This window comes from Oscillibacter sp. (genome assembly GCF_032060045.1).
GTDB lineage: Bacteria > Bacillota > Clostridia > Oscillospirales > Oscillospiraceae > Oscillibacter.
Window position 1 is genome coordinate 90000 of record NZ_DAMBZJ010000007.1, and the last position, 13495, is coordinate 103494.

The 13495-nt window shown below is 51.8% G+C and carries 16 protein-coding genes; 13 read left to right on the plus strand and 3 right to left on the minus strand.

From position 1 onward, the window contains the following. From RT018_RS04655 to RT018_RS04685, 8 genes are all read left to right on the plus strand, one after another. Nucleotides 1–2195: hypothetical protein (locus RT018_RS04655; protein WP_312939722.1), on the plus strand; the 2195-nt coding region annotated here is incomplete at its 5' end. 172 nt (nt 2196–2367) lie between these two features. After that, nucleotides 2368–2745, plus strand: a complete 378-nt coding sequence (locus RT018_RS04660) for a DUF3846 domain-containing protein (RefSeq protein WP_293008598.1) — start codon at nt 2368–2370, stop codon at nt 2743–2745. 3 nt (nt 2746–2748) lie between these two features. Then, nucleotides 2749–3051, plus strand: coding sequence for a DUF6809 family protein (locus RT018_RS04665; RefSeq protein WP_293008596.1), 303 nt, complete (start codon nt 2749–2751; stop codon nt 3049–3051). Nucleotides 3052–3134: 83 nt separating this feature from the next. Beyond that, complete coding sequence (locus RT018_RS04670; RefSeq protein WP_312939725.1) at nt 3135–3404, plus strand: hypothetical protein; 270 nt, start codon at nt 3135–3137, stop codon at nt 3402–3404. A gap of 29 nt (nt 3405–3433) precedes the next feature. Beyond that, nucleotides 3434–3625, plus strand: coding sequence for a hypothetical protein (locus RT018_RS04675; protein ID WP_312939727.1), 192 nt, complete (start codon nt 3434–3436; stop codon nt 3623–3625). Further along, the gene (locus RT018_RS15790) at nt 3609–3716 is read left to right on the plus strand and encodes a hypothetical protein (RefSeq protein WP_397359720.1); all 108 of its coding nucleotides are present in this window, start codon (nt 3609–3611) and stop codon (nt 3714–3716) included. The genes RT018_RS04675 and RT018_RS15790 overlap by 17 nt, the downstream gene beginning before the upstream one ends. Nucleotides 3717–3879: 163 nt before the next feature. Next, nucleotides 3880–4167 carry a type II toxin-antitoxin system Phd/YefM family antitoxin gene (locus RT018_RS04680; protein WP_312158912.1) on the plus strand — a complete coding sequence of 96 codons (288 nt, stop codon included), beginning with the start codon at nt 3880–3882 and terminating at the stop codon, nt 4165–4167. Continuing rightward, nucleotides 4142–4459, plus strand: coding sequence for a type II toxin-antitoxin system RelE/ParE family toxin (locus RT018_RS04685; RefSeq protein WP_397359716.1), 318 nt, complete (start codon nt 4142–4144; stop codon nt 4457–4459). The genes RT018_RS04680 and RT018_RS04685 overlap by 26 nt, the downstream gene beginning before the upstream one ends. 335 nt (nt 4460–4794) lie before the next feature. Here the strand turns inward: RT018_RS04685 and RT018_RS04690 are convergent, their stop codons facing one another. The 3 genes from RT018_RS04690 to RT018_RS04700 all read right to left on the minus strand — a co-directional run bounded on the left by RT018_RS04690 (nt 4795) and on the right by RT018_RS04700 (nt 9423). After that, the gene (locus RT018_RS04690) at nt 4795–5952 is read right to left on the minus strand and encodes a hypothetical protein (RefSeq protein WP_312939730.1); all 1158 of its coding nucleotides are present in this window, start codon (nt 5950–5952) and stop codon (nt 4795–4797) included. A gap of 395 nt (nt 5953–6347) precedes the next feature. Beyond that, nucleotides 6348–7532 (minus strand): IS256 family transposase, encoded by a 1185-nt coding sequence (locus RT018_RS04695; protein WP_312939732.1) that lies wholly within the window; start codon nt 7530–7532, stop codon nt 6348–6350. 73 nt (nt 7533–7605) lie between these two features. After that, a complete protein-coding gene (locus tag RT018_RS04700; protein ID WP_312939734.1) occupies nt 7606–9423 on the minus strand; it encodes a hypothetical protein in 1818 nt (605 codons plus the stop codon). Nucleotides 9424–9648: 225 nt separating this feature from the next. On the opposite strand from RT018_RS04700, the gene RT018_RS04705 reads away from it, so the two are divergent. Genes RT018_RS04705 through RT018_RS04725 form a run of 5 tightly spaced genes read left to right on the plus strand, consistent with a single transcriptional unit; the run spans nt 9649 to nt 13352 of the window. After that, the gene (locus RT018_RS04705; protein WP_312612920.1) at nt 9649–9840 is read left to right on the plus strand and encodes a hypothetical protein; all 192 of its coding nucleotides are present in this window, start codon (nt 9649–9651) and stop codon (nt 9838–9840) included. Then, the gene (locus tag RT018_RS04710) at nt 9833–11548 is read left to right on the plus strand and encodes a hypothetical protein (protein WP_312939736.1); all 1716 of its coding nucleotides are present in this window, start codon (nt 9833–9835) and stop codon (nt 11546–11548) included. Before RT018_RS04705 ends, RT018_RS04710 begins: the two co-directional genes overlap by 8 nt. 60 nt (nt 11549–11608) lie before the next feature. Continuing rightward, complete coding sequence (locus RT018_RS04715) at nt 11609–11842, plus strand: helix-turn-helix domain-containing protein (RefSeq protein WP_312939738.1); 234 nt, start codon at nt 11609–11611, stop codon at nt 11840–11842. Nucleotides 11843–11898: 56 nt separating this feature from the next. Continuing rightward, a complete protein-coding gene (locus RT018_RS04720) occupies nt 11899–13110 on the plus strand; it encodes a site-specific integrase (protein ID WP_312939740.1) in 1212 nt (403 codons plus the stop codon). A 2-nt stretch (nt 13111–13112) separates the two neighbouring features. After that, on the plus strand, nt 13113–13352 hold the full coding sequence (locus RT018_RS04725; protein WP_312939741.1) for a hypothetical protein: 240 nt from the start codon (nt 13113–13115) through the stop codon (nt 13350–13352). Nucleotides 13353–13495 lie beyond the last annotated feature (143 nt).

Here is a 13495-nt window from a genome sequence, read left to right on the forward strand (position 1 = left end):
ATCAGAGCAACGCCTCCTTGGAGGATGTCATTCAAAACGCCCCGGAGCAATTTCAGAAAGCGCTGCAGCCGGTGCTGGAGCACTGCGTGGCAATCCTCATGGAGCACGATGTGCTCACGGTGGACACACAGCTTCTGCTGGATACATACGGCGAACAGATAGACGCGTGGTCGCCCTGCTATATGAAAATTCGCGACCAATACGCGGAAATCGTGCTGAATGAGGAGGACTTGGATCAGTACCGCCGGGAACGCCGCCAGAACCGGGGCAGAGTGATCGGCGGCGGCTTTGGCTTTTCCGGGGCGGTCAAGGGGATGGCGACAGCAGGAGCCATGAATATGGCGCTGGGCGCGGGGCACATGCTGGTCAACGGCCTCGGGAAAATCACATCCAGCATTGCCGCCAGCGCCAAAAAGTCAAGGGTTTTCCGTGACCCGGACACGCTTGCCACCTTGCAGCAGGGCGTTGGACGCACTGCGTTCAATTGCCACTACGCCCTGATCGCGGCGCTGAAGCAATTTGGCGGAGACGCAACGGCATCCAACGGGTCGGTGACGCCCGAGGCGGCGCGCGCCGCCGCCGCCATGGTGCAGAATGCGCAGAAGATCGCCGACCCCCAGCGGGCGCTGGACATGCTGATGCAGGCGCTGGATCTGAATCCCTATTTCCCCCAGTGGTATCTTTACATGCTGGAGCGCTTTGGCGACACAGAGGGAGCTCTGGAACGGGCGGCGGACTATTTCGGAATTCGTGCCATCCGTGAAAAGAAGGCTGAACAGCTGCACAGCTTTGCCGCGTCTCTGTCATTGGAGACGGAGGAACAGGCCGTTCACGCCCAGCGTCAGGTGCGGGAATACAGCCGACAGCTGGGTCTTTGCGAGGAGACGGTGGACATGCGCCGCATCGACGACGCGGTGGCGCAGTTCGACCGGGCATACCGCACGGTGGAGGAGCTGGAATTTACCACCCGTGAGGAAGCGGACAGGGCGCGGGCGGAGCTGAATGAAATTCTCCCCATCATGCAGCAGACCGATTTTGAGCGTCTCGCGTCGGTGCAGTCGGGATGTCGAGCGCTGTCCGGATACCAAACGAAAGTCGGCGCAAAGTATCAGCAGATTCTGCGAGACAGAGAGCGTGAATTGATCGGCCAGATGCGGTCAGTCGATCCACTGCTGCCCAATGTCGCGCCCATTCTCTGCGCGAATGTAGACGAGGCCGCCAGAATGCGGCAGGAGGCAGACCGTCTGCACCGCCAGCTGCTGGACTGCCAGCGCGCAGAGGATGAAATGGAGGCCAAATTGCTGGCATTTCAGCAGGAGCTGAAGCAGGTGGACAATCCCATCCGACGGGTTTATCTGACGGAGGTGCAGCAGGAGCTGGCGCAGATTGACCTGTCCTGCCGGACAGCGCTGGGCAGAGAATATCCCACCAGAGACGCAGCCGCAGCGGCGCAGCATACGTATGAGGAAATTCGGGAGGAATTTATCTCGGAAGACCTCCGCAGAAATGCGGACGCGCTCCGGCAGCGAATCCAACAGGGCGATTTTTCGGAGGAGGTCAGGCAGGAGCTGAACGACGAGCTGTTCCAATACGAAAACGCCAAAGAGCTGACGACCGCAAAAACCTTCTCAAACTTCAGTACCGTTGTCATACTCGCCATTATCATTGGGAGCTTCTTCTTCGCGATTGCTGCCACCCCGGAATTTGCCCAAAAGGACGTGGTGGTTTTACACACATCGCTGTTGGTGCAGGGTCGTGAGGTCGTCCCTGAGCTGAGCTTTCTGGACGGCCTAATAAATGGTCTGGCGGTGTTCGGGCGAAGTATCGGGGAGATGTTCACCGTGGGCTTTCACGAGTATATGGCCGGTTTCGACCACGGCTTGGCCGGCAATATTCTCTGGTGCTTCTTCGGGTTCTTCTGGCAGGTATGCAAGCAGATGTTTGTGGTCATCCCCAAATATCTGGTCTCGCTGGTACTGACCTGCACACAGCACGCCAGCGTTGGCTACTACGTGGGCTACGTCATTGGCAGTGCCATCCCGTTCTCTGTCTCTCAACTGAACTTTAACGAGGAAAATTCCGAAGAAAATGTGGAGCGCATCAAAAACTGGACCTTTGGGAAAATTCTGCGCACCATCTTGATTGTGCTGGCGGTAGCGGCAGTGGCGCTATACTTCCTCGTCAACGGCGGCTGATGAAAAAATCCGCTGCACCGAGCAGAGAAGGACGCTCTCTTTCAGCTTTGGCTGCCGCAGCGGGACAGACTCGGATTCCAAATTTCGCACAAAAAGCAATGAACTACTATATATCAACCCGCAGAGCTTTTCAAACGGCTCTGCGGGTTCCTTTTATGCAGGAGGACTGACTATGAAAATACTTTTAATTGAGCCTGAAAAGGCTCCGCGCACGATGGAGCTCGACGGCTCCCTGAAATCCATGCAGGCGCTGGTGGGCGGAACGATTCAGGCAATTTACCCCTTTGCGGAAGAAATTGCGCTGGTCTGCAACGATGACGGCAAGCTGCTGGGTCTGCCCCTGAACCGGGCGCTACGCGAAGACGCCACCGGCGCTGTCTATGAGATTATCGCCGGGACATTCTTCCTCTGCGGTGCTCCGGCGGATGCAGAGAATTTTGTCTCGCTGACCGAGGAGCAGCTGAACGCCTATGCCACACGATTTCAGTTCCCCGAAATATTTCTCCGGCTGAACGGGCAAATCGTCGCGGTGCCGGTCAGGGAGGTGTGAGCTATGCTGGAGGATTTATTTTACGGAAACCTGCATCCCTGTGATCTGGACAGCCGCCGCGACCCGCGCATTCGCCCTTTGATGCAGAATCTGGCGGATGCCGAAGATGCCCTTGGGTCAACGCTGGATGGCACGGGCAAGAAACAGCTGGACGCTTTCGCCAACGCCAATGCAGATTTGAATCTCCTTATGATGAAGCTGGCATTTGAGGACGGCTTTCGCATTGCGGCGGGCCTTGCGGCCGACCTGTATGCCGCGCGGGACCATTCCAATGGGCGGCAGGCTCCCGGGCAAGGCAGGGACTGAGGTTACAGGGCGCAGCAGCAAAAGGCTTGAGGTTGACAATCCGGCAGAGTGCCGATATAATTTAAATGACAGGAGGCGATGGTATGCTGGATGAAAAAGATTTGCAGGCAATTTCCGAGATCATGGATTCTAAGCTGGCCGCTCAAAAGCAGGAGATTATGGGCGAGGTGCAGGTGCTAATGGAATCACAGTTTCAGCCGCAGTTCAATCTACTTGTAGAGGGACAGCAGGCTATTTTGGAGAAGCTCGTCTCCCGTTCCCGCGTCGACGATTTGGAGGACGAGGTCAAGTTCCTCAAGAGCATGGTTCGCCGGATGGATGATGAGTTGCAGGCACTGAAAAAGGCGCAGTGAGATAGATATTTTGGAATACAGCAGTTTTCATGAAAGCTGAAAAGGGAGACGGCAGACACCTAACGGTGTCTGTCGTCTCAGTCTGTCAGTGGAACATCCTCAGCAAACAGCACAAATCCGCGGGCAATCAGGGAACAGAGCAAACGCATTTAAATGCAAGCTGGTATATGATGCAGGGGAAAAGCCCTATGGGAACAGGCAACGATTGGGCGCAGGCGTAAGACGATGGTTTTGTGTACCGCCTGTCATGATTTGTTACACGCTGGAAAATCAGACCGCTTTCTGGAGAGCCGGATACGCCGAGAGGTGTAAGTCCGGTTTGGTGGGGAGTTTTGGGAAGCCTGGCGCAGCAATGCGGTAAGGCGCCGGGTGCTTGCCCTACTCCTCGGCTTAGTTTCGGCATAAAAAGGAATTGACCGGATATCAATATTCGTGTATGATATAGTCACGAAACAGCTATAGAGGAGAAACTTCTATGAATATCAAGCCATCTGCTGCAATCCGCAACAATTACAATGAAATTGCAGCAATTTGCAAGTCAAGCGGTGAACCCGTTTATTTAACAAAAAACGGTGAGGGAGATTTAGTCGTTATGGATATACAGGCGTTTTCCCGCAGGGAAAAAATGCTGAAGCTCCGGGAAGATCTCCTCGCCGTGGAGGAAGGTCGCGTTAATGGACGCATGGGGCATTCCATTGACGAACTGGACGCACACCTGACGGACATTGTTGACGAGGTTGAAAAAAAGAGCCGTGCAATATAAGATCATTGTTTCAGATGCTGCATGGGTCATGCTCAGTGCCCATATCCGCTTTTCGGCAGAGGTCAGCCCGCAAGCTGCCCGTAAGACACAGCGTAATATCGTGGATGAAATAAAATCTTTGTGTGAAATGCCGGAGCGTTTTGGCTTTTTAGAGGCGGCTTTTATTCCGCCGGGAAAATACCACAAAATGTTTGTGGAGAATTGGTATCTGGTTTTATACCAAGTCCGTGATAGCACGATTTGTGTGGACTATATTTTGGATGGCCAGCAGGATTACCAATGGCTGTTCTGATAAAACACGAAAACGGCCGTCTGCTGAAAGTGAAGAGAGTCGTGTAAAAATCTCAGAGGGGTACATGGAGATATTTTCTGGTGTTCCATTCAGTGCATTTCTACAGAACAGAGCGGCCGCCGTGCGGTTTAAAACGACCGAATTAGTCGGGGATTTGAGGTTTAATCACGACAGTAAAATGCTTCGTGGCACGTTTTATTATGGCATTGGATAAATTCTCGTCATTAGGAATCATGGATTCCCAGCTCTTCGGTTCACGCTGAGAGCAGATGATGGTAACAAAAACAACACAATTAAACGGCGAAGTCAATTGAAACAGCAATGCGTCAAGAGATTTACTTAAACTTGACTTTTTCATATTCAACAGAAATTTCGCCCAACGAAATATCCCGCAGCAACTCCACCGGCCCCGGGATCCGCTTTGCGCAGAAATTTTTCCACAGTGGAATGGGGCTGATTTTCAATTTAGTAAAATGGTCCAACAAGCCGTCGGTAGAAATACCAGCCTTTTTAAGCTCTTTCAGGGCGCGATCCACACTCTGTTTTCGTTGAAGCAGCTGCGCCAGTTTCAGCATTTTTTCTTTTGTGTCCTTTTTGAACTTGGAGCTTGCAATGCATCCCTCGATTTCATCCATACAGCAAAAGGTAACGTCCGGAAAGTTCTGAGCGAAATTGTCGCAGAGCAGCGTCTCGCTGTTTTTCATGTAGTACCAAAGCAAATCAGTCGGGCGGTCATATCCGGTGGATTTTTCGGCTCGATGAAGATACTCACGCTGGTACTGCACTTCAAAGCGCAATACGCTGTCCGGCAGTTCCTCATGTGCCATAACAAGGCCGTTCTCAACCAACTGATAGCTCTTATCGTAGACCACCAAATCCTGAGATTCGCAGTGAAACCGCAAATAGTGTTTGTTTGCCGTTCTCTCCTTTTCTTTATTATTTAGCCGCAGTTCTTTGCGCTGATATTTTGACGGCGTTGGCAGCTTCCGCAGAGCACGCACTGTTTCACGAAAAATTTTCTTGTGGTTGCAGTGAAGATTTGTGCACAAATCGACCCGGCGCAATTGGTAGGCATTGATATCGCTTTCAAACGGAGATTTTTTGAACAGCTTTGAAAAAGCCCGTTTGACTTCTTTGATACTATTTTTAGTGGGAGGGAGAATCCCTCGATAGGATGAGTCGGGGTCTATCAGCAATCGAGGATTTACCGTCATATATACATAAGAAGTGCCAAACTCACTGGACTTGCGGTTGTCCTGCAATGCGATCCGAATGCCTGACTTTCTATAGCAAGTACAGTGATGAATGTTGCCCTGCTGATAGATCCATGCCCGCTTAGAACCATTCTGTTTCTGCTTGCCGTACAGCGAATCCGCCATCTGTTTCATTTGATATCCGGACAGTCTCATACCCAACTCAAATGTGTGAATAGAAAAGCCATCCGGTTCCAATTCGTATACAGCCGTGCGCTTCTTAATCTCCTTGCTGCTCATAAACAATCCTCCTAAAAGATTCTTTATAAGCTTGTTGTGTGGCAATCAAAAATTACACAGAAAACTGTGCCCCCTACATCATTCAATTTAAATCTGTCAACATGTTAATAGAGGCAGTTAAATAGAAAAAGGTTCACTTGTGGGGACTGGCATTATGGGGTGTTGTTGTATACTTAATAGGGCAAATTTGTGTATACACTGGAAACAAACCCACCCTATTGAAGTGAAAAGCCAGCGGGGCGAACGCCCCGCTGGCTTTGGTATATGGTTTAAACAAAAGCCGGGGAAACCGGGGTTTTACCCCAGTTTCCCCGGCTTTTTAGTTTTCGGATTTTTGCTGCTCGTATTTGGCCGCGTCAAGGGAAGTTCGCAATTTGGGGACTCCGGGCGGTGAATTAGGCTGCGTTTAACAGCAGTGTCTGAATGGATTTCGGATTCAGGTATGCCCTGGAAACAGACCAGTCCTCGGCATACTCTATGAGGTAGGTTGTCACTAATCGGAGATAGGAATCCGGGTTGGGAAAAATCCCAACAACGCTGGTTCTGCGGCGGATTTCTTTGTTCAGCCGCTCCAGCATGTTGGTTGAAGAGATTTTGCGAGCGTCGAGTTCTGGAAACGCATAGAATGCCAGTGAATCCTCCAGCCCCTCCTCCAAAATCTCAATTGCCTTTGGAAATCGCTTTTCATACCGCGCTGAGAGCTGAGTTGCCCGCTGGCGGGCCAACTCAGCGGAGGGTGCCAGCCAAATTTCCTTTAGCTGCGCCGCGAAAGAGTCCTTCTCTTTCTGCGGTACATGAGCCAGAATATTCCGCATAAAATGTACCTTACACCGCTGCCAGGAAGCACCGGGAAAGCTTTCGCGGATAGCGGCAATCAGCCCCTTATTGGCGTCGGAAACCACCAGCGATGGAGTTTCCAGCCCTCGCTGCTTTAAGTTTTGAAACAGCTGAGCGTAACTTTCTTTGGACTCATCCATCATCGGCTCCACAGCCAGCACTTCTCGCTGCCCCTGCGCATTGACGCCGCAGGCAACCAGCACCGCCATGCTGACGACGCGGCCGTCCACGCGGACTTTCTCATACAGTGCATCCGCCCATATGACAGGATAGCGCTCTGCCAGGGACCGGCTGCGGAAGTCCTGCACCTGCTCGTTCAGCCCTTTTGTCATCTCGCTGACCTGGCTTCGGGAGAGATTTTCAATTCCCAAACTGTGGGCCAGTTTCTCCATCTTCCGGGTGGACACGCCCTGTACGAACGCCTCCTGAATGACCTGAATCAGCGCCGCCTCGCTGCGCTTACGCTCTGTGACAAAAAACGGGATGTATCCACGGCTGCGCAGCTTTGGCACCATGAGGTACATCGTTCCCATGCGGGTATCCAGCCGCCGGGGGCGATATCCACAGCGGTAATCGCTGCGGGACGGATTGTGTGCGTTCTTTTCCGCGCCCACAATGCTGGAGACCTCTGCCTCCATGAGTTGTGCGCATAGCCACTCCAGCATACTGAGCATGGGGTCCGGCTCGCTCATACATTTGAGTAGCAAATCCGTAAGACCTGTGATATTCTTTCCTTGAGCCATTGGGTGATCACTCCTTTTTTGAATGTCTCGACACCATTCATTTTACCGGAGTCCCAATGGCTTTTCTATGCCTTCATGAAATTGCGAACTTTATTATACACGGCCTCGTATTTTTCCCGCTATATTCCTTGACTTCATGAAAGTAAAGAGACGCCCTGAATAAGACATTCATTCCCGCACGACTCACCTGCTTTGCAGCTTGATCCCAAAAATCAGGAAACCTTGCAAACAGCCCCGAATCGGTCACCTTCCCCTCGGCAAATCCTTCGGGCAATTTATTTTGTGTGTTCTTCATCTGGTTGTACATAGCTTTCCAGATAGTCTTTGCATCTACCTGATCGCATTCTAAAATAGTCTGAAGGAAATCGAGCGCCTGCGTGAGTGTCATCCTCCGCACGGCTTCTTTGGCAATTGCGTTTAAATCAGTCTCTTTGTCCTTGCAGTCTGATTTGATATGGTTCTTGATATACCTGTCCCGCTGAGACTCGAATTTATCCCTAAAAGCGCTGTATTGCTTATCCAAATACGGAATGCCCAATTTGGGATAGTCCGTCAGCATGGAAACCGGAGAGCCGGCAAAAACCAGCCATTCGGTCACATCCACATAAACAAAATACTTGTTTAAAAAATCATGAATCTTCAAGTCAGAAACCGTGCCGCCGCTCAAAAAATCATTATCCTGCAGATTTTTTAAGGCTTTTTGAACCTTGAAAATATATTCCGAATCTCCCCCTTTGCAGTTGTAATATTCAGGCGAAACAAGCTCCCTAAAAATCTTTAGTATCTTTCTTCCCTTTTCGCCAATTTCAGGCTTATGCTGCTTTGTTTCCCCCTCCGTCGCCCTGCTGCCGTATAAGTAGTTGGGTAACCAGCCCATCAGAATCATTGTCTGCTCTGGGTTCAAATTCTCAAGCTCCGCCAAATCCATTGCCAGTTTACGAATCTTGCAAACAGGAAGGGCAAATGGAATATCTCGGGCAAGTAGATGCTTTCGCTGCTCTTGCCGAAGCCGTTCCTTCTCCTCCTCACAGACATTGTTATTCTGATTCGCTGATATTTTTTCCGCATCGGGATAGCGAACCGGATAATATCTCATTTCTTCCTTCAGGGTCGTGCAAAGCTCTTTCTTTAATTCCCGATTAGCTTTTATAAAGCCGTGGATTGCAAAGGCTTTCTCACGTTCAGCCTGTAAGGACTTCAGCGACAGCAAATCCTTCTGCGCCTTCGCACAGTCAGCCACCCTATTGACGATGTTCAGGATAAACACTGCCGGCAAGCATGGCACTAACCAAAAATCCTGATTGGTTCGTCCTATCAGGCTTCGGTTAGCGGAAACAGCCCTCATGCCGCGGAACCCCTCCATCTTCAGCCGGTTCAGATACGAGGAATAAACCAGCTCGATTTTATCTTTAAGCGTATCAATGTATGTTTCATCGCTCTCATCCTCCTGCACAACCGATTGCTTTGGTATTTTACTTACGTAGTCCGATCTGCCCATCAAAGACGTCGCGCGAGATAAATATTCCCGACAGCATTGCATATACGCCCAATAGAGCAGCATGTCTTTCAAATTCTCAACAAGCAACTCTTTATTTCCAGGCACTGTGCAGGTTTGCGCCGTAAAGTCCACATCGCTCTGATAAAGAATGGGCAAAATAATTATCAACTTCTCAGCGTGTTCCTTTACGTAATCAGGATCGGTCAACACCTCGCGTACGATTTGCACCACAGCCGCCAGATCAGAACCCCCGTGCAAAGACAGCTTCTCCACGTCATTCCGCGCTTCTTCCAAAAGCTGCGCCCCAATCCACCGATGAAATTTCTTGGAGTGAAATTCATAGGGCAGACCATAACAGGACATCTTTTTCAGGTCAAATCGTTTTTCTTCCATATTCCCACCTTCTGCCAAAATATATAAATATGACAATTTGAATTGTGAAACTTGAAATTTAAGCCACCGCATTTGACGGATTTTCTGCTAATTTTACAGTTAAATCGTGTTTCGCGCTAAAACCGTCAATTTTGGAAGAAAACTACCTCAAAAAAGAAAGAAATGCCCGTTCAAATCCCTCCTGCTTCGTGGGAAAATAAAAATAAGAAAAGAGGAGGTTGGGTTATGAAAAAAATGATTGTAGTCCCCGCGATACCCCTGCATTATATCAAGGCACCGCGTTTCAAGTCAGGAAAGAAGACGCATACGGGCTCCAAACCTATTCCGCTGTCGAATCCATGTCTGTCCGCCGCAGTCCCTGCCGTGGATACGTCAAAACCGGAATCGGCCGACAGGCAGGAGGTGTCGCATGGATAAGTTTGGGTTGTATCTAGGCGATGTCTGGGTCTCCAATGCGATTCCCCGCGTCCTAAGGACCTTCGCAAAGCCCGGTGGGGATCTTACCGCCGTGCCGGATCTGATCGAGGTTGACTTTCAGTTTGAAGGTGGGCGTCATACGACTCTTAAGCTTACCCCAAGCGCATTAAGGGTTTCCAAACTGAAAAAAGCTCTCCCCACCTTGATTTGTCCCCCACGGCATGCCGCGCTTTTCGAAGATCATGTTATCCATTTGTTAAATCAGGCCAGCATGCCGCCGGTTCAATTGCCGGACAGCGCGCATCTGGGTTTAGCCAATCGCGGCTATTATTTTGAGCGCAGCGGGTTGCACGTCCTTCCAGACGGGCAAACGGTGTATGTGCTGGCGAATCAAATCATTGGTGACTGCCGCACTCCCTGCGCGGTTTCCCCGACTCTTTCCAGCTATCGCGTGCAGGTGCAGAACAGCGCGCCCTTTCCTGCGCTGGTACCGCTGCTGGAAGCCGCTCCCCCGCAAGCCCTTCTGGTGTTTGTCTACGTTCTTGCCGCGTTGCTTGGCTCCTACCTGCACGAGCAGGGTCTTGACTTTCAGGGCGTGCTGCACATTGTGGGGCCAAGCGGCGTCGGGAAGACGGAGCTGGCCCGGCGCATGACGGGCTGGTATCTGGATGCTGCCAGCAACACCCCCGCACTCCATATGGATGCCTCCAGCACATCCGGCGGACTCACTGCGGCTCTTGCAGCCTTTCCGAACACGCCTCTATTAATTGACGATCTGTGCGTCTCCACCGGCCACCGCACTCAGCAAAAGCGGATGGAGCTGGCCAGCGATCTGATTCATCGAGCCACCAATCACACATCGGTCGTAAAGAACGGCCCAGACGGTGCCTCCCTGCGTCAGCGGTGCGCAGCCTTCCTTATCTTCACGGCAGAGTTTGAAATGGCCGAGGAGTCCGAGCTTACCCGGTGCGTTCCCGTTCCCATCAAGTCGCTGGAGCCGCTCTCCAAAGAACTTTCCACACAGCTCATCGGCGATGGTGTGGTTGCTTTCCTCAAGTGGTTGACGAGTCACACTCCGCAGGCGGCAGGCATGTTACATACGCCGCCCAGTACAAATTTTGGAGAGGCCTGTCCATTCCGGGTCACCCAAAATCTGGTGGTACTCATTTCGGTGTACCACCTGCTGCAATGCGCCGCCGCCGATGCCGGATGCAACACACAGCGGTTGGATCAGCAGTTTACGACGGCAGTTCTGCTCACTCTTTCCGCCCAGGAACGCGCGCTGCTCCGTTTCAGCAGAAGCAAAAAGCGCGGCACTCTGGCCGAAATTATGCTGGACGCCTACAACAACTGCGAGGCCGTGTTCCGATTGGCCCCGAGACTGAAAGAGCTTGAAAAGCACGACGGAATTATATGGAAGGGGGATCTATGTCTGCGCAGAGATGCACTGGAGCGCTTCATTCATCAGCAGCCCGGATATCAAGACATCCCGCTCTCAAGGGTTGTCCAGAAGCTCAAGGATATGGGTGCGCTGGTGATTCAGGAGGACGGGTGCGCCACCGTTCACCTCGCGAAAAAAAAGGTGCATATTCCCCGGGTCTACCGGATCCGCAAGGATGCGCTGGTTCAGGCGATCAAGGAAGATCACGGGGACGTTCCATCCGTTTCTCACGGCTTTTCATCTATATACTATAACAATGAAACGTAGAAATCAATTATATTTCACTGTTTTTCTGAATCTAATAAACATTTTGAAAGGGATGGTTTTATGGAACGCAACGACCCGAATTCCCGCGTCATCTACACCGTCAAGGAAGTAAGTCTGCTCCTGCACTCCAACATCGGCTACGTTTACCAGCTCATTGATCTGGGGCTTCTCCCGGCGCTGAAGCTGGGCTCCCTCAAGGTACGCAAGGAAGCGCTGGATGAGTTCCTGCGCAAGTACGAGGGCTATGACCTGAGCGACTTGGGCAACATCAAGGCGTTGCGACCGGCAAGCTGATGCGGTGGGACGCCGGGGTTTGATTCCGGCGTCCCACCTTTGAGAAAGGAAACAGCATGAGTGAATTGAGATTGAAAAGACGAGGCGAGCGCTGGCAATACAGCTTTGAAGGCGCCCGCATCGGAAACAAACGGAAGATTATCAGCAAGAGCGGCTTTCGGACAAAGGGTGCAGCGTCCGCCGCCGGCACCAAAGCGATGAACGAATACAATCAATCCGGCGCATCCTTCACACCGTCAGCCCTCAGCGTTTCAGACTACCTCGATCTGTGGATGGAGCGTTACTGCAAGATCAACTGTAAGCCGGAGACCTACGCCAACTACGAAAAAAAGATTCGGTTACACATCAAGCCCGCCATTGGCAAGTACTATCTTGCCGCCTTGACGCCGGAAGCCGTGCAAAAGCTGATCAATGACAAGTTCAACGCCGGATACAGCCGCAACACGCTGGCGGTTTTGAAAGGGATTTTGACCGGAAGTCTGGCCTATGCCGTGCAGCCGCTCCGATATTTGCAGGTCAGCCCCGCCCAGTACGTGAGACTGCCCTCCACGAGAGCCGTTGCCGCCGTGCGCACGCGGAGCGCGCCTCACGTATATATCCCGCCGGAGCAAATGGAGCGCATCTTTGCCCGGTTTCCCGAGGGGAGCAGCTCCTATCTGCCGCTGTTGCTGGGGTACAAATGCGGCTTGCGGATTGGCGAGGCCTTCGGCCTGACTTGGGACTGCATCGACCTGAACGCCAAGACGCTGACCGTCAGCAAGCAGATGCTCTGGCACGAAAAAGACGAGAAGGCCGGTGCGCCGGGCTATTGGTACTTCACCGCGCCGAAGTACAACAGCGTTCGTACCATCGAGATTTCGGCAGACGTGGCAGCCGCCCTGAAGCGGGAAAAAGCTCGGCAAAATGCGGCTCCCGCGCTCTACGAGGAGCTTTACGTTCGCAGCTACCGGGATCAGAACGACCGGCTCAACACCGCCGGGGACGGCGCAGAGGTGCAGCTTGTCATGCGGCGAATGGATGGGACGTACATCAACAGCCGAACCATGCAGCACGTCAGCCGGGTGGCTACGCAGGAGCTGGGCTTTCAGAAATTCGACTATCACAGTCTTCGCCACACCCATGCCACGATTCTGGCGGAAAAGGGGGCCTCGCCGAAATATGTGCAGCACCGGCTGGGTCACAAAAACATTCAGGTGACCATGCAGATCTATCAGCACCTCACCGAGAAGATGTCCGAGGATGGCGCCGCGCTGCTGGAGACCTTTTAGTAATGGCAGCATTAATGGCACAGGATATTCCGGTATTCTGTGCCATCCCCATTATGTTGATGTACAAAAGCGCTTTGAAAATCGCACTTTTTACGGAAGTTCCCGTCAAAACTGTGGGGAATTATTTTGAAAACCGGTTATATTTGTGGACATTTCCTTGCATCAAAATGTTGGGGCATAAGGTGTGGCGGATGAATATTGGAATTAAGACGCATCCGCTTTGCCGCTGTGGTGGGGTATGATATACGCACAGAGAGTTTTTTGACTCGGAGAACGGCTTGATTGTTCCCGTCCAATCAAGAGCAAAAAATTGTAATTTAAAAAGTTTGTCGCAAATTGCAAGTGTAAGTTGGACACCTCGGTAAAACGGCAGCGGGGGTTCAGG